General features: G+C 65.0%; 21 protein-coding genes. 13 read left to right on the top strand and 8 right to left on the bottom strand.

All coding sequences use genetic code 11. From position 1 onward, the window contains the following. Positions 1 to 72 precede the first annotated feature (72 nt). Positions 73 to 360, top strand: coding sequence for a hypothetical protein (locus RBB16_RS02300; RefSeq protein WP_306044600.1), 288 nt, complete (start codon positions 73 to 75; stop codon positions 358 to 360). 108 nt (positions 361 to 468) lie between these two features. Further along, entirely contained in the window at positions 469 to 1,410 is a 942-nt protein-coding gene (gene trxB, locus RBB16_RS02295) for a thioredoxin-disulfide reductase (RefSeq protein ID WP_306044599.1), read from the top strand. Positions 1,411 to 1,414: 4 nt separating this feature from the next. Here the strand turns inward: trxB and RBB16_RS02290 are convergent, their stop codons facing one another. Further along, a complete protein-coding gene (locus RBB16_RS02290) occupies positions 1,415 to 1,957 on the bottom strand; it encodes a DUF6647 family protein (protein WP_306044598.1) in 543 nt (180 codons plus the stop codon). Between the two features lie 106 nt (positions 1,958 to 2,063). On the opposite strand from RBB16_RS02290, the gene RBB16_RS02285 reads away from it, so the two are divergent. The 6 genes from RBB16_RS02285 (at position 2,064) to RBB16_RS02260 (ending at position 9,407) form a co-directional block, all read left to right on the top strand. Continuing rightward, positions 2,064 to 2,975 carry a LysR substrate-binding domain-containing protein gene (locus RBB16_RS02285; protein ID WP_306044597.1) on the top strand — a complete coding sequence of 304 codons (912 nt, stop codon included), beginning with the start codon at positions 2,064 to 2,066 and terminating at the stop codon, positions 2,973 to 2,975. A gap of 99 nt (positions 2,976 to 3,074) precedes the next feature. Continuing rightward, positions 3,075 to 3,860 carry an ABC transporter substrate-binding protein gene (locus RBB16_RS02280; RefSeq protein WP_306044596.1) on the top strand — a complete coding sequence of 262 codons (786 nt, stop codon included), beginning with the start codon at positions 3,075 to 3,077 and terminating at the stop codon, positions 3,858 to 3,860. 148 nt (positions 3,861 to 4,008) lie between these two features. Continuing rightward, entirely contained in the window at positions 4,009 to 5,076 is a 1,068-nt protein-coding gene (locus tag RBB16_RS02275; protein ID WP_306044595.1) for an ankyrin repeat domain-containing protein, read from the top strand. Between the two features lie 171 nt (positions 5,077 to 5,247). Next, positions 5,248 to 7,317, top strand: a complete 2,070-nt coding sequence (locus RBB16_RS02270) for a bifunctional sulfate adenylyltransferase/adenylylsulfate kinase (protein ID WP_306044594.1) — start codon at positions 5,248 to 5,250, stop codon at positions 7,315 to 7,317. Positions 7,318 to 7,543: 226 nt separating this feature from the next. Beyond that, positions 7,544 to 8,584, top strand: coding sequence for a Hint domain-containing protein (locus RBB16_RS02265; RefSeq protein ID WP_306044593.1), 1,041 nt, complete (start codon positions 7,544 to 7,546; stop codon positions 8,582 to 8,584). 130 nt (positions 8,585 to 8,714) lie between these two features. Continuing rightward, complete coding sequence (locus tag RBB16_RS02260; RefSeq protein WP_306044592.1) at positions 8,715 to 9,407, top strand: hypothetical protein; 693 nt, start codon at positions 8,715 to 8,717, stop codon at positions 9,405 to 9,407. Between the two features lie 85 nt (positions 9,408 to 9,492). Here the strand turns inward: RBB16_RS02260 and RBB16_RS02255 are convergent, their stop codons facing one another. Further along, positions 9,493 to 9,726, bottom strand: a complete 234-nt coding sequence (locus RBB16_RS02255) for a DUF1150 domain-containing protein (protein ID WP_306044591.1) — start codon at positions 9,724 to 9,726, stop codon at positions 9,493 to 9,495. Then, positions 9,719 to 10,147, bottom strand: a complete 429-nt coding sequence (locus RBB16_RS02250; RefSeq protein WP_071688599.1) for an Hsp20 family protein — start codon at positions 10,145 to 10,147, stop codon at positions 9,719 to 9,721. Before RBB16_RS02250 ends, RBB16_RS02255 begins: the two co-directional genes overlap by 8 nt. 175 nt (positions 10,148 to 10,322) lie before the next feature. Between RBB16_RS02250 and RBB16_RS02245 the strand changes: the two genes are divergently transcribed. Genes RBB16_RS02245 through RBB16_RS02235 form a run of 3 tightly spaced genes read left to right on the top strand, consistent with a single transcriptional unit; the run spans position 10,323 to position 12,147 of the window. Continuing rightward, positions 10,323 to 10,541: a YdcH family protein gene (locus RBB16_RS02245; RefSeq protein ID WP_071688600.1), complete on the top strand. Its 219-nt coding sequence runs from the start codon at positions 10,323 to 10,325 to the stop codon at positions 10,539 to 10,541. 54 nt (positions 10,542 to 10,595) lie between these two features. Further along, positions 10,596 to 11,084, top strand: a complete 489-nt coding sequence (gene purE / locus RBB16_RS02240) for a 5-(carboxyamino)imidazole ribonucleotide mutase (RefSeq protein ID WP_306044590.1) — start codon at positions 10,596 to 10,598, stop codon at positions 11,082 to 11,084. Next, the gene (locus RBB16_RS02235) at positions 11,077 to 12,147 is read left to right on the top strand and encodes a 5-(carboxyamino)imidazole ribonucleotide synthase (RefSeq protein WP_306044588.1); all 1,071 of its coding nucleotides are present in this window, start codon (positions 11,077 to 11,079) and stop codon (positions 12,145 to 12,147) included. Before purE ends, RBB16_RS02235 begins: the two co-directional genes overlap by 8 nt. 163 nt (positions 12,148 to 12,310) lie before the next feature. Here the strand turns inward: RBB16_RS02235 and RBB16_RS02230 are convergent, their stop codons facing one another. Next, positions 12,311 to 13,039 (bottom strand): triacylglycerol lipase, encoded by a 729-nt coding sequence (locus tag RBB16_RS02230; RefSeq protein ID WP_306044587.1) that lies wholly within the window; start codon positions 13,037 to 13,039, stop codon positions 12,311 to 12,313. Between the two features lie 76 nt (positions 13,040 to 13,115). Here RBB16_RS02230 and RBB16_RS02225 point away from each other — a divergent pair, with 76 nt between their 5' ends. Next, positions 13,116 to 13,562, top strand: coding sequence for an NUDIX domain-containing protein (locus RBB16_RS02225; protein ID WP_071688609.1), 447 nt, complete (start codon positions 13,116 to 13,118; stop codon positions 13,560 to 13,562). On the opposite strand, the gene RBB16_RS02220 is transcribed toward RBB16_RS02225, so the two are convergent. Both RBB16_RS02220 and RBB16_RS02215 read right to left on the bottom strand, forming a co-directional pair. Continuing rightward, a complete protein-coding gene (locus RBB16_RS02220) occupies positions 13,532 to 14,401 on the bottom strand; it encodes a DMT family transporter (RefSeq protein WP_306044586.1) in 870 nt (289 codons plus the stop codon). The genes RBB16_RS02225 and RBB16_RS02220 overlap by 31 nt on opposite strands. Positions 14,402 to 14,506: 105 nt before the next feature. Continuing rightward, positions 14,507 to 15,643 (bottom strand): alpha-D-ribose 1-methylphosphonate 5-triphosphate diphosphatase, encoded by a 1,137-nt coding sequence (locus tag RBB16_RS02215; protein WP_306044584.1) that lies wholly within the window; start codon positions 15,641 to 15,643, stop codon positions 14,507 to 14,509. A gap of 128 nt (positions 15,644 to 15,771) precedes the next feature. On the opposite strand from RBB16_RS02215, the gene RBB16_RS02210 reads away from it, so the two are divergent. Beyond that, positions 15,772 to 16,356: a DUF2585 family protein gene (locus tag RBB16_RS02210; protein ID WP_306044583.1), complete on the top strand. Its 585-nt coding sequence runs from the start codon at positions 15,772 to 15,774 to the stop codon at positions 16,354 to 16,356. A 122-nt stretch (positions 16,357 to 16,478) separates the two neighbouring features. Here RBB16_RS02210 and groL read toward each other — a convergent pair whose 3' ends face one another. Beyond that, complete coding sequence (gene groL, locus RBB16_RS02205; RefSeq protein ID WP_071688607.1) at positions 16,479 to 18,128, bottom strand: chaperonin GroEL; 1,650 nt, start codon at positions 18,126 to 18,128, stop codon at positions 16,479 to 16,481. Positions 18,129 to 18,178: 50 nt separating this feature from the next. Further along, positions 18,179 to 18,466: a co-chaperone GroES gene (locus tag RBB16_RS02200; RefSeq protein ID WP_071688608.1), complete on the bottom strand. Its 288-nt coding sequence runs from the start codon at positions 18,464 to 18,466 to the stop codon at positions 18,179 to 18,181. Positions 18,467 to 18,666 lie beyond the last annotated feature (200 nt).

Genomic DNA, 18,666 nt, shown 5'->3' with positions numbered 1-18,666 from the left:
ACCCGGCATCGCGCAGAAGAATGTGTTATGGTGTGAATGTTTATGAGCGGATTCAAACAAAGGAGAATTATGATGAAGCTGCACAGCCTGATCCTGATCCCGGCTGTCGCCCTTGCGAGTTGCGGCGACTCCTTGCGCATGCCGGACCTACCGGAGTCCACGTTCTACGACAGGACAGTCGTGGCAATCGACGGGCAGACCTACACAGTGGCCACGCGACCGGCGGAATTCGGCGGCAGCGAGCAGTATTTCGTCTTCGTCAACGGGCGCTATTATGAATGCGAAGCACCCACGGCGGAAGGTTGCATCGAGGCCGTGCGCGGAGCCATGACCCGGGGCGGCGGGGATTCGGACTACTAGGACACGGGCAGGCACAGGCCCGGCGCGATCCGGCCCTGCCCCCCCTTTTGCCTCCCGCGCGGGGTGGCTACATTGGCGGCGACTCATGACACACCCAAGGAAGCCTCCATGTCCGACACCCGCCACACCCGCGTTCTGATCATCGGCTCCGGCCCGGCTGGCTATACCGCCGGCGTCTATGCCAGCCGCGCGATGCTGAACCCCATTCTGGTGCAGGGGATCGAACCGGGCGGGCAGCTGACCACCACGACCGAGGTCGAGAACTGGCCCGGCGACACCGAGGTGCAGGGGCCTGACCTGATGGTGCGGATGGAGGCCCATGCCAAGGCCATGGGCTGCGAGATCATCGGCGACATCATCACCTCGCTGGATACCTCCGTTCGTCCCTTCGTGGCGCAGGGCGACAGCGGCACCACCTACACCGCCGACGCGGTGATCCTTGCCACCGGCGCACGGGCCAAGTGGCTCGGCCTGCCCTCGGAAGAGGCGTTCAAGGGCTTCGGCGTGTCGGCCTGCGCCACCTGTGATGGCTTCTTCTATCGCGGGCAGGAGATCGTGGTGATCGGCGGCGGCAACACCGCCGTGGAAGAGGCGCTGTTCCTGACCAATTTCGCCTCCAAGGTCACGCTCATTCACCGCCGGGACGAGCTGCGCGCCGAAAAGATCCTGATCGACCGGCTGATGAAGAACCCCAAGATCGAACCCCTGTGGCACCACGTGCTGGAGGAGGTCGTGGGCAGCGACAACCCCAAGGGCGTCGAGGCTGTGCGCGTCAAGCATGTGGAGACCGGCGAGATCACCGAGATCCCCTGCAAGGGTGTCTTCGTCGCCATCGGCCATGCGCCTGCGAACGAGCTGGTCAAGGACGTCCTGGACCTGCACAATGGCGGCTATGTGAAGGTCGAGGCGGGCAGCACCCGCACCTCGATCCCCGGCATCTTCGCGGCGGGCGACCTGACCGACCACAAGTACCGCCAGGCCGTGACCAGCGCCGGGATGGGCTGCATGGCCGCGCTCGACGCCGAACACTGGCTGGCCGAGCAGGAGTGACGCATCAATCCGGGTGGATGTCGCGCGGCGTGCACCCGGCCTCGATCACCACGGCGATCCAGTTCACATCGGGTTCCAGCCCGAGGTCGTTCAGCCATTCCTGCTGGATGCGGTAGGCGGGCAGTTCCTGCGCGCCGGGGCAATACCAATGGCCCGCCGCCGCCTGCCGGTGATGCACCAGTTCGTGCAGCAGCACACTGACGTCATAGGGGTTGCGGGCGTCCCAGGGCTGCACCAGCCAGACCGTTTCTGCCTCGGGGTCGTAGAGCCCCCGCAGGGTCGGGCTGGCCGAGGTCTGGTGGCTATGGGCGATGCCCGAGGCATGGGCGTGGCTGGTCAGCTGGATCAGCGGCGGGGCCTCGCGCCTTGGCAGATCGGTGTGGGCATCCAGCCAGTCTTCCATATGGGTGACAAGCGCCTGCATCGTCGGGGCCTCGCGCCATGCCAGCAGATCCTGCGCCGCTGCGGTGACCGGCGTCAGCGCCAGTGCCGCGCACAAGGAGAGAGAGCGCACCAGCCGGTGGCTGGCCCGGAAAGGGATGGTCATGGTGACCTCCGTGGGTTTGGATCAGGAATGAAATCATGCTAAGGTCCAACCCGCGCCAGACGCAAAAGACCTTTTTTCATTGGCGCATGAAGGGAATTCACCCGCCATGGGACGCCAGCTGCCCCCTTTCGCCGCCGTCCGCGCCTTCGAGGCCGCCGCGCGGCACAAAAGCTTCAAGACAGCCGCCGAGGAGCTGTGCCTGTCGCCCTCGGCCATCAGCCACCAGATCCGCGCGCTGGAGGAGTATCTGGACACCGCGCTTTTCGAACGGGTCGGCAACCGGCTGGAGCTGACGCTGACCGGGCGCGGCTATGCGGGCCGGCTGACCGGGCTTCTGAACGGGCTGGAGGACAGCACCCGCGCCATCCGGCAGGCCGGGGAGCGCCCGCTGCGGGTGCTGTGCACGCCCGGTCTGGCGGCGCGCTGGCTGGTGCCCCGGCTCGACCGGCTGGAGTTCGGAGACCGGGTGCGGCTGCGGGTCTCGACCGGCGCGCCCTCGACCGATTTCGCCAGCAATGACAGCGACGTGGTGATCCAGTGGTCGACCGACCTTACCCCCGGTGTGGTGACGGAACCGCTGATGCAGTCCAACCGCTACCCGGTGATCAGCCCGCATCTGCGCGACTCGGAAGGCGTGGAGCGGCCCGAGGACCTGCTGCGCCTGCGGCTGATGTATGACGAGACCGACGATGCCTGGGGCGACTGGTTCGCCGCCGCGGGCCTGCTGGACCCGGTGCTGCCAAAAGGCCCTGTCTTTCCCAATTGCGAGCTGGCCACCACCGCCGCAGAACGTGGACAGGGCGTGTCGCTGGCCTACGACTCGGTCGTGCGGGGCACGCTCGCCTCTGGCAGACTGGTGCGCCTGTTCGAGACCGTGACGATGCCGATGATCATCTATTCCGTGGCGTATCGCGAAGACCGGGCAGGCGACCCGATCATCCGGGCCTTCCGCGACTGGCTGTTCGATCAGGTGGCTAGGGAGGGCACCGCTGTTCCGTCGGTCTCGGCTGCCGAATAGGACCGGGCGGGCGATATTGCCCTGCGGTCAGGGGCGGTCTAGGCTCACGAGCCATGCCTTTGCGCACATCCAGTTTTGACACAAGCCCAAGGAAATTGAATGACCTACGTGAAGCTTCTGCGTTTTCTCGCCCTGTCCCTGATGCTCTGGACCACAGCCGCCGCCGCGCAGCCGGTGGTGATCGGCGTGTCCGAGGATTATCCGCCCTATGCCTACCGCGACAACCTTGGGCAGATCACCGGGTTCGATGTTGATGTGGCCTCCCGGATCTGCGCGCGGCTTGGGCAGGATTGCCGGTTGGAGATGCACCCGCTGGCGGGGCTTCTGCGCGGGATATCCGAGGGCACGCTCGATATCGCCATTGGCGGTCTGGCGGCAACGCCCGCACGGGCGGAAATGGGCAACCTGACCTGCCCCCTGCTGTATTTCCAAAGCCGGGACGAGATGTTCTATGCCCGCACGCCCGCTTTGAACGTGACCACGGCCACCATCGCCACGGTGCGCGGGTCGCTACAGGAATGGGCGCTTGTGCAGCGGGGGCTGCGGCTGGCGGTGTATGAGACGACCGAGGCAGCGGTGCAGGCCGCCCTGTCCGGGCAGGTGGATGCCGTCTTTGGAACCACGCGCTCGCTAGAGACCGTGGCCGGGGCCGCACAGATGCTGGTCGAGGTGGACCGGATGGAGATGCCGCCTGTGGGCGCGGCCTTCATGGTGTCACGCCAGAGGCCCGATCTGCTGGCACAGTGGAACGGGCAGATCCTGCAATTGTTCGACAGTGGCGAGATTGACCGGCTGCATACGCAATACGAGAACTTCAACGGCGACTTCCCGCAGACGCGGCAGCTGTCCGTGGCCTGCCTGCGCGGCAACCGCCCGCTGTTCTGAGCCCCCGCGCCGGATGCCAACCACTCGCGGGCCGAAAGGGCCGGGGGGCGCATCCGGGGCTGAGCCACTGGCGGAAGGCTGTTGCCATGAATGCAAGAAATGTGGAACGTTCGCGTATTAGCCGAGCTATAACAACCTAGGAATTTTAATGAGAAAGCTGTTAGCACCGACGATTTCCGCCTTGTTCTCTGTCGCCGCGACGGCGGCTTTTGCCTGTGACGGCATGACGACACTGGAATTCTATCAAACGGCAACCGCCGATGATGTGGCCGCCTGCATCGCCCAAGGGCAGAGCATGGCACCCGATGAAACCGGCATAACCCCGCTTCTGGCCGCGGCGGCCTCTGCCCCGCCGGGAATTGTGCAGCTGTTGGTGGATGCGGGGTTTGACCTGTCCTTCTCGACCCCGGACGGGTTCAGTCCGCTGGTTGCCGCGGCAGTATTGAACCCCGATCATTCCGTGACCACGCTGTTGCTGAATGCAGGCGCTGAGTTCGACCTTCAGGCGCGAGACCCGGCCTCGGTCCGCGAGCTTCTGGCCATGGGGGCCAATAGCATCTTTCTGATGCATGTCGTCGATCAGGGATTTGATGTGCTCACCCGGTCGGAACACGGCTCGACATTCCTTCACGATACCGCCAGTAGTGCCAGCCCGGATCTCATTCAGTTTCTCCTGTCTCGGGGGATCGACCCCAATGCCCGCCGGAGTGACGGCTCGACCGCGCTTCACTTGGTTGCTGGCCTCAACCCTGACCCTGCTGCGACGGAACGGCTGCTTGCTGCGGGCAGCGATCTGTCTGCGCGAGAAGAACGCGGGTTCACCGCCCTTCATTTGGCGGCCTGGCACAATTCCAACCCGGAGGTGACCCGTCTTTTGCTGGAACATGGCGCGGACCCGAATGCCCGCGACCTGCGGGGGGCGACACCGCTGCATATCGCCGTGTCCCTCAACGAAAGCAGTGCGGTCACTGTCGCCTTGCTGGAAGCCGGGGCAAGTACCGAGGCCCGTGACCAGACCGGCAACACCGCCCTGCACCGCGCCATGAGACGGTTCATAGATGAAGCCCCGCAGATCGTTGAGGCCCTGATCGCCGCCGGGGCTGATGTCAGGGCGCGCAACGGCCAGGGGCAGCTTGCCATCGACCTGATCGCCGACAATTCGCCCCTGCAAGGCACGGATGCCTATTGGCAGGTGAACGAAGGCCGGTTTGACTAAGATCACGGGCGGCATTCTGCGTGCCCCCATCATCCAAGCCTATCAGGGCAGGTTCGGCATCAAATCGGACCTGCCCTTTTGTTTTTCCAATCGGCTTGTCAGATTTCCCCTTTTCTGCACCTGCATCATGTGACATATGTTCATTCGTGAACAAACTTTGAGTCGCCCGCGATGCCCGCACCAACGCCCACCCTGCCGGAAGACGACCTGCTCTTCCGCCTTCTGCGCCAGCTGGATCTGGCGCCGGACGCGTCTCAGCGGGCGACGGCGGCGGCGCTTGGCATCTCGCTCGGGCGGCTCAATGCGGTATTGCGCGCGGTGACCGACGCCGGGCTGATCAAGGTCACCGACCGCGACAGCACCGACAAGCGCCAGCGCTTCGCCTATGCGCTCACCTCTCGCGGGGCGGCTGAAAAGGCCCGTCTCACCGATCGTTTTCTTTCCCGCAAACTGGCCGAATATGACGCGCTTCATGCCGAACTGACCGGTGCGGCCAGCGGGCTTCTTTCCCCCAAGTACAGGACCCAAGTGATGCAGAACCACCTTGCCCCCGTTCAGGAACTTTTCGTTTCCGCCGACAGCGCCCAGAAACTCAAGCGCGAGGCATCCGAACTGGTCAGCTGGGATCTGACCCCGCGCCAGATCTGCGATCTGGAACTGCTGATGAATGGCGGCTTCAACCCGCTCAAGGGCTTTCTGGGTCAGGAAGACTATGAAAGCGTCGTCGAAACCATGCGTCTGGCCGATGGCACGCTCTGGCCGATGCCGATCACGCTGGACGTCAGCCAGGCCTTCGCCGACGGGATCGAAGCCGGTCAGGACATTGCGCTGCGCGATCAGGAAGGCGTGATCCTTGCGATCCTGTCGATCAGCGACAAATACGTGCCCAACAAGGCGCGCGAGGCCGAAATGGTGTTCGGGGCCGATGACGTCGCCCACCCGGCGGTGAACTACCTGCATCACGTCGCGGGCCCGGTTTATCTGGGCGGTGCCGTGACCGGCATCCAGCAGCCCGTGCACTACGATTTCCGCGCCCGCCGCGACACGCCCAATGAACTGCGGTCCTATTTCCGCAAACTGGGCTGGCGCAAGATCGTTGCCTTCCAGACCCGCAATCCGCTGCACCGCGCCCACCAGGAACTGACCTTCCGCGCCGCGAAAGAGGCACAGGCCAACCTGCTGATCCACCCGGTCGTGGGCATGACCAAGCCGGGCGATGTGGACCATTTCACCCGCGTGCGCTGCTACGAGGCGGTTCTGGACCAGTACCCCGGCGCCACCACCACCATGAGCCTGCTGCCGCTGGCCATGCGCATGGCCGGCCCGCGTGAGGCCGTCTGGCACGGGCTGATCCGCAAGAACTATGGCTGCACCCATTTCATCGTCGGCCGCGACCACGCCGGCCCCGGCAAGAACTCCGCCGGTGAGGATTTCTACGGCCCCTATGATGCGCAGGACCTGTTCCGCGAACATCAGGCCGAGATGGGCATCGAAATGGTCGATTTCAAACACATGGTCTATGTGCAGGAGCGCGCCCAGTACGAACCCGCCGACGAGATCGCGGACAAGGACAGCGTGACGATCCTGAACATCTCGGGCACCGAGCTGCGCCGCCGTCTGCGCGAGGGGCTGGAAATTCCGGAATGGTTCAGCTTCCCCGAGGTGGTGCAGGAACTGCGCCGCACGTCGCCGCCGCGCTCCAAGCAGGGCTTTACCGTGTTCTTCACCGGCCTTTCCGGCTCTGGCAAGTCCACGATCGCCAACGCCATCATGGTCAAGCTGATGGAACAGGGCGGACGTCCGGTGACGCTGCTCGATGGTGACGTGGTGCGCAAGCATCTGTCCTCGGAACTGGGCTTCTCGAAGGAACACCGCGACATCAACATCCGCCGCATCGGCTATGTCGCCTCCGAGATCACCAAGAACGGCGGCATCGCCATCTGTGCGCCGATCGCGCCCTATACCGCGACCCGCCGCGCCGTGCGCGAGATGATCGAAGCCTTCGGGGCCTTCGTCGAGGTGCATGTGGCGACCTCGCTGGAGGAATGCGAACGCCGTGACCGCAAGGGGCTCTATGCGCTGGCGCGTGAAGGCAAGATCAAGGAATTCACCGGCATCTCCGACCCCTACGAGGCGCCGACCGCCGCCGAACTGGTGGTGGATACCGAGGGCATGGACGTGGATTACTGCGCGCAGCAGGTGCTGCTGAAGCTGGAATCCATGGGGCTGATCTCCGCCTGATCCATCGCGATCCGAAACATCCTGAAACGCCCCGGCCAGCCTGTCTGACCGGGGCGTTTTTCTGTCCGCTGTTTATCGGTTGGAAAGTCTTGCGGCCGATGCTGCCCGGAATTGTCCAGATCGCGGCAGGATTGCGCCCCGGTCCGTCCATATTCGCGCGGTACAAGACGGGCGGGGGCATCCGGCCCATGGGCAACCGTGCGGCCAGTGCAAGGATGTGTGTGCGATGCCAAGCTATGACATGCAGGCCTGGAGCCTTCAGGATCTGGGAAACCCCGCAAGTTTCACCGTGGGGGACAGCTTTACCGTCGGCGCCTCTGCCACGGCAGATATCGTGACCGTCACCGATGGCGGCACGGATGACACGCCGGACGATTTCAACCCGGTGGACAGCGACCAGCTGGTCAGCGGCACCGTGGATGGCACGACCTACAGCAATGCCCTGCACCAGTATGAGATCGCCTTTCAGGTCACGGATGGCAGCAACAGTTTCATCATGGTCTGGGTCAATACCGGGCCCAACCAGCAGGGCAACAACCAGGCAGTGACCAGCGACGGCTATTTCGTGGTGATGGAAGACCCGGCCAATCCGGGTGGCGGCGGCATCGTGCCGGGCACGACCTACACGATCACCAGCGAAGACCTGTCGGTCAACTTCTCCAATGGCGGGTTCAACGCGACCCCGCAATATTCGGATTTCTTCGTCTGCTTCGCGCGCGGCACGCTGATCGGCACGGTCGAGGGCGACCGCCCGGTGGAAACCCTGCATCCCGGCGAGCTGATCCGCACCCGCGATGACGGCCCGCAACCCCTGCGCTGGATCGGCGGGCGGCGGGTGCCCGGCCGGGGCGATCTGGCCCCTGTGGTGATCGGCAAGGGTGTTCTGGGCAATCGCCGCCGTTTGGTGGTCTCGCCGCAGCACCGGCTGCTGATCGACGGGCCACGCGCCGAATTGCTGTTTGGCGAAAGGGAGGTTCTGGTCGCCGCGAAACACCTGATCGACGGCAGGCGCATTCGGTTCGAACCCTGTGACCACGTGGAATACTGGCACCTGCTGTTCGACCGTCACCAGATCGTCCTGGCCGAGGGCATCGCCGCCGAAAGCTTTCACCCGGCGGACCAGTCGATCAATGCGCTGGACCACGCCGCGCGCGAGGAAGTGCTGCGGATCTTCCCGGAGTTGCGCAGCACAGCCACCGCCTACGGACCGCTCGCCCGCCCCGCGATTGGCGCGGCAGAGGCGAGGGCGGTCTTGCCAATCCCCTGATTCCACGCGGAACTTTACGCTGCGTCAACCTTTCTGCAACACCCCCGATCTCCGTCTTCGGGGTGGCTTGAAGGAATCGGGGCGCAGCGCGAAGCTTGTCGGGTCAATCAATCTTGGGGGGATTGGGACCATGAAGAAACTCGTCACCATTCTGGCAGGCCTGATCCTGTCCGTCACCATTGCGGGAAGCGCTGTTGCGCAAAGCCTGCCATTCAGCTTCAGCGGCCCAAGCAGCTTTGCGCGTGGGCCCGACAGGCTGACCTTCGGCTTCATGTCGCCGTTCTGTTCCGATTGCCGGACCGTGGCCGGGCTTGGTGGACCGGAAAACATCCATGTCGGAAATGCGCTTGGCCTGATGGTTGCCGCCACCTGGCTCAATGCCGCCGCGCGCGGGGCCTCGGCATCTTCCTCGGCCCCGGTCCTGGCCTATACGCTCGGGCTGGAGCACATGAACTCCGACGTCAATGCCTTCGAGGCAGGCGGCTGGCTGTTTCCGACAAGCGGCAGTTCCACCTTCACCGGAATTTTCGTGGGCGCCGCCTATGAAACCCCGCTTGGCGGTGGCTATTCCAGCAGTTCCATCGCGGTGCCGACCTTCGGCTTCGGCCTGAACCTGGGCTATGGCTGGGCCGCTGTTGACGGCTTCGGCGGATCGTTCCAGATCAACGACTCGGGCCTCTATGGCCGTGCCGATGCCTATCTCGCCATTCCGCTGGCGGGCGGTGTGCTGCTGACGCCGGGCGTGTCCTACCGGCTGTTCGATTTCGGCGGCATCGAGGATCGCGGCCTGTCCGGGTTCCTGCGCCTTGTCATACCGCTATAACCTCCCTGCGACCTGTACCTCGTAGGGAAAACGAAGATGGGCGCCCTGTTTCGGGGCGCCCATTTTGCATTTCGCATCGCGGGGATCAGTGCACGCTGACCGGCGTCATGTCGTTTTGCCGCGCCACCACGAAGGCCAGCTTGCGGTCCTTGACCAGCGCCAGTCGCTCTCCCGCCTCGTTGCCGATGGCATAAAGCTCTTTCAACCCTGCGCCGCTGGCCTGCGCCCGGATCTCCTCGGGCAGATCATCGACGCGAACCTTGCGGACATAGACGATGGGGCGTTCACCGGCTTTCATCTTGTCACTGGGTTCATGCATCGGATGCCCCTCCCGTCCTGATCTTGATCGTCTGCACCACGTTTTCGGGGGCGGACCGTTTCAGATCCACATGCAACAGCCCGTGTTCCATGGCAGCGCCCGTCACCTCGACCCCGTCGGCCAGCACGAAACTGCGCTGGAACTGGCGCGCGGCAATGCCCCGGTGCAGGAAGACGCGGCCCTCGCTGTCATCGCCCTGACGACCCCGGATCACCAGCTGGCGGTCCTCCAGCGTGATCGCCAGGTCCTCCTCGGCAAAGCCCGCAACGGCCAGCGTGATGCGAAAGGCATTCTCGCCCTTTGCTTCGATATTATAGGGGGGGTATCCGTCATTGCCGGATTTCGCGGTCCGCTCCACTAGCCGTTCAAGCTGGTCGAATCCCAGAAGGAAGGGGTGCGAACCAAGGGTCAGTTTCGTCATCGGGCACATCCTTTACCAAGCGATCTGCATCTGTCGGCCCCGTTATGGCGGCCATTTGCCTCAATATGGGGGCGCTTCATGGCCCTTGCAAGGCGCGCAACGCTTTGCCCGTTGGGGATAATCCGGTATTCTCAAGGCCCTGCCGCAAGGCGACTCAGTCACAGGTCCAGCGCCCATGAACGCCCCCAACGAGATGACTCATGAAGATGTCCTGCGTGTGAAGCTGGGGGTTCTGACGCGCGAACACCGCGACCTGGACGAGGCGATCGGCGCGCTGGAGGAACGCCCGCTGCCCGATCAGCTGACTTTGCGCCGCCTGAAAAAGCGCAAGCTGGCGCTGAAGGACGCGATTCAGCGCATCGAGGATGAACTGACCCCGGATATCATTGCGTAACCCCGCGCCATGACTATAGTGCGCGCTTCCTGAGGGACAGCGAGGATAACCGCCATGGATCGGGTCGAGGTCGGGATCATCATGGGCAGCCAGTCGGACTGGCCCACCATGAAGGAAGCCGCCGATATTCTGGACGAACTGGGCGTTCCTTTCGAGGCGCGCATCGTGTCGGCACACCGCACCCCGGACCGGCTGTGGTCCTATGGGCGCGAGGCCGTGGGTCGGGGCCTGAAAGTGATCATCGCAGGCGCGGGCGGCGCGGCGCATCTGCCCGGCATGATGGCGTCGAAAACCCGTGTTCCCGTGATCGGCGTGCCGGTCCAGACCAAGGCGCTGTCGGGCGTCGACAGCCTCTATTCCATCCTGCAGATGCCGCGCGGCTATCCTGTTGCCACCATGGCCATCGGCGCGGCGGGTGCCAAGAACGCGGGGCTGATGGCGGCGGGCATCCTCGCCCTTGGCGACCCGGCCCTGGCCGAACGGCTCGACGCCTGGCGCGAGGCGCTCTCGGCCTCCATCCCCGAGGTGCCGGTCGATGAGTGACATGCTGCCCACGGGCTCCACCATCGGCATCCTCGGCGGCGGCCAGCTTGGCCGGATGCTCTCGGTCGCGGCCTCGCGCCTCGGCTACAAGACCCATATCTATGAACCCGGCGCCGCCCCCGCGGGCGACGTGGCCGCCAAGGTCACGCAGGGTGCCTATGACGACCTAGACGCGCTGGCGCGCTTTGCCGCCTCCGTCGATCTCATCACCTATGAGTTCGAGAACATCCCCGCCGACGCGCTCGACGTGCTTTCGGCCACCACGCCGCTCTCCCCCTCCCGCCGCGCGCTGGAGGTGAGCCAGGACCGGCTGACCGAGAAGACCTTCCTAACCGACATCGGCCTCACCACCGCCCCCTTCGCCCCGGTGGACAGCGCCGACGATCTGGCCCAGGCCATCGAGCAGATCGGCACGCCCGCCATCCTGAAAACCCGCCGCTTCGGCTATGACGGCAAGGGACAGGCGCGGATCATGACGCCGGATGACGCGCCGCAGGCCCTCGCCGACATGAACGGCGCGCCCGCGATCCTCGAAGGCTTCATCGACTTCAGCCGAGAGATTTCCGTCATCGCCGCGCGCGGGCAGGACGGGTCGATCTCCTGCTACGATCCCGGTGAGAACGTCCACGAAAACGGCATCCTCGCCACCACCACCGTGCCCGCCGCCATCGCGCCCGGGCTCAGAAGCGACGCCGTGCTGCTCGCCGCCCGCATCCTCAACGCGCTCGATTATGTGGGCGTGATGGGGGTGGAGCTTTTCGTGACGCCCACGGGCCTTGTGGTCAACGAAATCGCCCCGCGCGTACACAATTCCGGCCACTGGACGCAAGCCGGCTGCGCCGTCGACCAGTTCGAACAACACATCCGCGCGGTGACCGGCTGGCCCCTTGGCGACGGCAAACGCCACGCCAATGTGGTGATGGAAAACCTGATCGGCGACGCCATCGACAAGGCCCCGCAACTCGCTACCCGACCCGGCACCCAGATCCATCTCTACGGCAAGGCCGACACCCGCCCGGGCCGCAAGATGGGCCATGTGAACACGGTGACCGGCCCCGCGTAACCTCTTCTTCTTGGTAAAAATACTCCCGCCGGAGGCATCCAACACCAGCCACCGCCGCAACCGCCAGGACAGGCCCTCATCCCGCACCACAAAACCGTGGCAACGCGGGTCGAGGAGTGCCCCCGCGCCAGCGGGGGTCGACGAGGCGCGCTCTCGGGTCCCGTCAGGGAAGCAATTGCTCCACCGCATCCAGCAGGTCGAGATCCTGTTCAAACGCACCCGTTTGCAGGAAGGTCAGCGTTTCGGCCACCACCAGCGGGTTGTTCATCATGAAGGTGTGACTGACCCTCAAGGCAATGAAATCGCGCATCCCCTCGACCATGGTCTCCTCGACCGAGACCTTGCCGTCATCCGGCCCCTCGATCAGCGCCGAGGTCACCGGGTTGATGGACCCGTATCCCGCGATCACCCCAAGCTCGAAATCCACCGGCGGCAGAGCCAAGGGCACGCTGTCCTCGCCGGTGCCCAATTGCTGCCCGGCGGGGCCATGGACCCAGTCGAACGCCGCAAGATCGTCGAACCGATCCACCAGCGCCGCCCCCTGGTTCGGCGGGGCCAGCATCACCACCCGGCCAAGCACCGGCAGATCGTGTTCCGCCAGCCAGTGACGCAGCAGGATGCCGCCCATGGAATGGGTGACCACATGCACCGTGCCGGGTGCGCAGCTGGCCAGCGCCGGTTCGATCGCGGCAGCCGACAGCTCACCGATCGTGCCTTCGGTGGATGGGTAGCCGAGATTCACCACCTGGTAGCCTTCCGCCTCCAGCACCTCCTCCATCACCCAAAGCGAATTCGTGCTCCGCGCCAGCCCATGCAGCAGCACCACGCAGTCGGCGCGGGCCGGGATCGGGGCCAGACACAAGGCGGCCAGCAGGGCGAAAACCACTTTCATTCCCCCTATCTAGGCCAGACCGCGGATTTCCCAAGCCCCCTTGCGCAGCGGCGACAAGCCGGGCAGCATCCCGCTCATGCCAGTCCCCTCTCCCCGCCTTGCCGTGCGCGGCCTTCTCCTGATCGACAACCGCCTGCTTCTGGTCAACGCCTGGCCCAAGCACCGGGGCAACCTGTGGTGCGCGCCCGGCGGAGGGGTCGAGCGGGGCAGTTCCCTGCCCGACAATCTGGCGCGGGAGTTTCACGAGGAAACCGGCCTCACGGTCGGCGTCGGCGACCCTTGCCTGGTCAACGAGTTCCATGACCCCGAGGGCACGTTCCACCAGGTCGATGTCTATTTCCGGTGCACGCTGCTGGCAGGCCAGCTCGACAACAATTGGAAAGACCCCGAACGGGTGGTCTGCGAACGCAGGCTGTTCAGCCGGGACGAAATCGCGCGGATCAAGGTCAAGCCCGACAGCCTCGCCGCCGTGGCCTGGGGCGAGGCGATCTTCTACGACCCGCTGGAGCCGATCCTGCGCTGAGGCGCCACAAGGCCGAAGGCAATCCCCCCCAGAACGATGGCCGCCGCCAGCACCAGACGCGGCGACAGGCCTTCGCCAAGCAGCGCCACGCCCCCCAGAATGGCGATCACCGGGGCGGAAAGCTGCACCAGCCCCGCCACCGTGGCCTTGAGCTGCGGCAGCAGGGAATACCACAGCGCGTAACCGAGACCAGAGGTCACCGCGCCCGACAGGCAGGCAAGCAGGATGCCCCGCGTGGTCGCTTCCACCGGTTCCATCTGCACCGGCAGGAAGATCGGGATGATCAGGCAGACCGGCGCGGCCCAGAGGAAATTCGCCGCCGTCGCCGCCAGAGGATCGCCCGCCTTGCGCCCCGCCAGCGAATAGACACCCCAGCCCACGCCTGCGAGCGCCATGAAAACGGTGCCCGTCAGCGGCACCGCAACCTCGCCTGCCGGCCAAACCAGCCAGCCGAGCCCTGCCATGGCCAGCCCCGCCCCGATCCACCGCGAGGGCGGCACGGACTCGCCGCCCAGGATCGCGCCCGCGAACATGGTGATTTGGACACAGCCGAAGAGGATGAGCGCCCCAAGCCCCGCATCGAGCCGCAGGTAGGCAATGGAAAAGCCAAGCAGGTAGAGGCAGAGCGACAGCGCCCCCACAAGGCGTCCGGGCCGGAACATCGGCAGCCCGCGCTGCTGGATCAGCACCAGCGCCACCAGCATGCCTGCGCCCGACAGCACCCGGATGATGGCAAAGCCGAGCGCGTCGATATCGCCCCCGGCCAGTGCCATGCGGTTGAGGATCGAATTGGCCGCGAAGGCCAGCATGGTGAGGGCGGTGAGCAAGGCAAGGCGCATGGGGACTGTCCGAAGGTAAGAGGGGGCCAGAACACCCCAGCATGGCTCCGGGCGCAAGGGAAAGCGCCCCTGCCTTCCGATTTCGCCGCGCTTGACGAAAGCGCCCTACAGGAACCGCGCGGCAACGCCGCCTGCCATCCAACTGACCTGCCCGGCGCAGATCGTGGCCGCGACCCGGCGGGTCGAATCCTCCACGATGACAAGGTCGGCGCGCAAGCCCGTGTCCAGCCGTCCCCGGTCGGTCCAGCCCATCACATCTGCCGGGCGGCTGGAGATCAGCGCCCATGCGTCCTCCAGCGGCAACAAACCTTTCGCGGCCAGCGCAAACGCCGCCTGCCGAGGGGTCGGGTAGTGATAATCCGACACCAGCGCATCGCAATGGCCCGCGCGGATGATCTCCTCTGCCGCGACCTTCTTGTCATGCGATCCACCCCGGACCACGTTGGGCGCGCCCATGATCACCCCGTCGCCCGCCCCATGGGCGGCTGCGGCGGTGTCGGCGGTTTCGGGAAACTCCGCGATCCGGGCGCCCATGGCGCGAAACCGGGCACGGGTCTCGGGGCTGGCATCGTCATGGCTGCCGAGGATCACGCCATCGGCCCTGAGCGCAGCGGCCAGCGCCGCCAGCGCCCCCGGCACCTCATCGCGCATCTCGTGCAGCTTGTGCAGCAGCGCCAGATGCGCCTCGGGGCTGCGGCCGCTTTTCAGGGCCTGCCCGGTCAGCCGCGGCGGGCGTTTGCCAGCGGCCAGAGCCGCGTGCGGCAGGTGATCGTTGAACACCATGTAGCCGATCCCGGCCTTGCGGATCAGATCGCGCGCGCGGGGGTAGTCCGCCAGCAGGTTCACCTCCAGCCGCAACTGCATCCGCATGTCCGTCAGGGGCTGCGCACGGGCCAGCACGCCCGCCAGGGTCTCGGCAAAATCCGGTCCGCGCATGCCCCCTTCCCAGCTGAAGAACTGGGCCAGAACGGCGGTGGTGATGCCGTTCGCGGCAAGTTCCGCATCGAGCGTCGCCAGCCCCTCGCCCGGATCGGTCACCGCCCCCCGGCGCGGGGCAACGTGGCGTTCGAACCCGTCGCCATGCAGGTCGATGATGCCGGGCAGAATCATGTATCCCGCGAGGTCCACGGCCTTGCCGGGCCTGTCGCTGACAAGGCCATCGGTCACGGAAACCGTGGCGGATGAAAACCCGTCGGGGCGCAGAACGCGGGCGTTGGTCAGGGTCAGGGGTGGCAGGGTCATGCGACCTGCCTGCCCGATTCCGGGGAACAAGGGAAGAGGCCAAGGGCAAGCACCGGTCCGCAAGGCCCGACTATCCAGCCGCGCAGGACAGGTCTAAGGTGCTGAAACCGGGCGAAGAAAGACCACGCATGACACACCATCCCGCGCTGACCATCCTGGCCGTGCTGGGACTGCCTGCCATCGGCCTGACACTCTGGGCCTGGGGCCAGCCGCTGATCTGCACCTGCGGTTATGTTCAGCTTTGGGTCGGGTCGATCTGGGACAGTGGCAATTCCCAGCATATCGCGGACTGGTACACGCTGTCCCACATCATCCATGGGCTGCTGATCGGCCTTCTGGGATGGGCGCTGGCGGGCCGCCTGCCCTTTGGCTGGACCTACGCACTGGCCATTTTGACCGGCGTGGGATGGGAGATCATCGAGCACACGACCTGGGTGCTCGATGCCTTCCGCGCCACGACCATCAACCAAGGCTATCTGGGCGACAGCGTGCTGAATGCGGTCGCGGATTACGTCTTCATGATGGGGGGCTTCGCGCTGGCCTCTGCCATCCGCCCGCTCTGGTCGGTCCTGCTGATCGTGGTGCTGGAGCTGACCGCATCCCTGATCGCGCGCGACAGCCTGAGCCTGTCCACGCTCAGCCTGATCTGGCCCATCGAGGCCGTGGACCAGTGGCAGCAGGAGCTGAACCCGCGGGCGGATGGCACGGACTGACATCACTGAGGGCAACGCCCTGGCACGGCGCGTCCCCTCGGCCCGGATCGCCAAGGTCGGGCAGAAACAGAAAGGGGCCCGCCAATGGCGAGCCCCTTCCCTGTTCCTGACGGATCGGCAGATTACATCATGCCGCCCATGCCGCCCATGCCGCCCATGTCGGGCATGCCTGCGCCGGCTGCGCCTTCTTTCTGCGGCTTGTCGGCCACCATCGCTTCGGTGGTGATCAGCAGACCTGCGATGGACGCGGCGTCCTGCAGGGCGGTGCGCACAACCTTGGCCGGGTCGATCACGCCGAACTTGAACATGTCGCCATATTCTTCGGTCTGGGCGTTGAAGCCGAAGGCCTTGTCTTCGCTTTCGCGGATCTTGCCGGCGACAACGGCACCGTCAACACCTGCGTTTTCAGCGATCTGGCGCAGCGGGGCTTCCAGTGCACGGCGCACGATGGCGATACCGGCGTTCTGGTCGGAGTTCACGCCTTCCAGACCTTCGAGCACCTTGGCGCCCTGAACCAGGGCAACACCGCCGCCCACAACGATACCTTCCTGAACGGCCGCGCGGGTTGCGTTCAGGGCGTCATCGACGCGGTCCTTGCGCTCTTTCACTTCCACTTCGGTCATGCCGCCGACGCGGATGACGGCAACGCCGCCCGCCAGCTTGGCAACACGTTCCTGCAGCTTCTCGCGGTCGTAGTCAGAGGTGGTTTCCTCGATCTGGCCACGGATCTGGGCGACGCGCGCTTCGATTTCCGCTTTCTCACCGGCACCGTCAACGATGGTGGTTTCGTCCTTGGTGATCGAGATCTTCTTGGCGGTGCCAAGCATGTCCATGGTCACGGACTCGAGCTTCATGCCGAGATCTTCGGAAATCACCTGGCCGCCGGTCAGGATCGCGATGTCCTGCAGCATGGCCTTGCGGCGGTCGCCGAAGCCCGGTGCCTTGACGGCCGCGATTTTCAGGCCGCCGCGCAGCTTGTTGACCACGAGGGTCGCCAGCGCTTCGCCTTCGACGTCTTCCGCGATGATCAGGAGCGGCTTCTGGCTCTGGATCACGGACTCGAGCAGCGGAACCATCGGCTGCAGCGACGAGAGCTTCTTCTCGTGCAGCAGGATCATGCAGTCGTCGAGTTCGGCAACCATCTTGTCGGGGTTGGTGACGAAGTAGGGCGACAGGTAACCGCGGTCGAACTGCATGCCTTCCACGACATCGGTCTCGGTTTCCAGACCCTTGTTTTCCTCGACGGTGATGACGCCGTCATTGCCCACTTTCTGCATCGCGTCGGCGATCTGGCGGCCAATCTCGGCTTCGCCATTGGCGGAAATGGTGCCGACCTGAGCGACCTCAGCGGAGTCGTTCACGGGGCGGGCAGAGGCTTTGATCGACTCGATCACGTTGGACACGGCGAGGTCGATGCCGCGCTTCAGATCCATCGGGTTCAGGCCCGCGGCAACCTGCTTCATGCCTTCTTTCACGATGGCCTGGGCCAGCACGGTCGCGGTGGTGGTGCCGTCGCCGGCTTCGTCATTGGTGCGGGAAGCGACTTCCTTCACCATCTGAGCGCCCATGTTCTCGAACTTGTCTTCCAGTTCGATTTCCTTCGCCACGGACACGCCGTCCTTGGTGATGCGCGGAGCGCCGAAGGATTTGTCGATCACGACGTTGCGGCCTTTGGGGCCGAGGGTCACCTTCACCGCGTCGGCGAGGATGTTGACGCCTTTGAGCATACGGTTGCGGGCATCGGTGTTGAACTTGACGTCCTTAGCAGCCATCGGTGGCTCCTTCCTTGGAATGTCTTGGTTTCAGTCGAAAAAGGGACGGCTCAGGCGATGATGCCGAGGATGTCCGACTCTTTCATGATCAAAAGCTCTTCGCCCTCGACCGTCACTTCGGTGCCCGACCATTTGCCGAACAGGACGCGGTCGCCGGCCGACACGGCCATTGCGATCAGCTCGCCCGAATCCTTGCGCGCGCCTTCGCCGCAGGCGACGATTTCGCCTTCGGACGGTTTTTCCTTGGCGCTGTCGGGGATGATCAGACCGCCCTTGGTCTTCTCGTCGCTTTCGATGCGGCGCACCAGCACGCGGTCATGCAGCGGTTTGAATGCCATCTCTCGAACACTCCTTAGGTTCGTTGTTTCTCCCATGTTAGCACTCACCGTAGGAGAGTGATAACGAGGCGTAGATAAGGGGGGGCCATGGGCGAGTCAACACGCCCGATCGACAAAAAATTCGGCATGCCTCGATTCACTCAACAGCAAGCATTCTTCGTGCTATCCTTGCGGAGTAACGAATAACCCGAGGCCTCGGC

The sequence above is a fragment of the Nioella sp. MMSF_3534 genome, from assembly GCF_030732985.1.
GTDB lineage: Bacteria > Pseudomonadota > Alphaproteobacteria > Rhodobacterales > Rhodobacteraceae > Nioella.
This window is presented reverse-complemented; position numbering and strand designations above follow the sequence as displayed.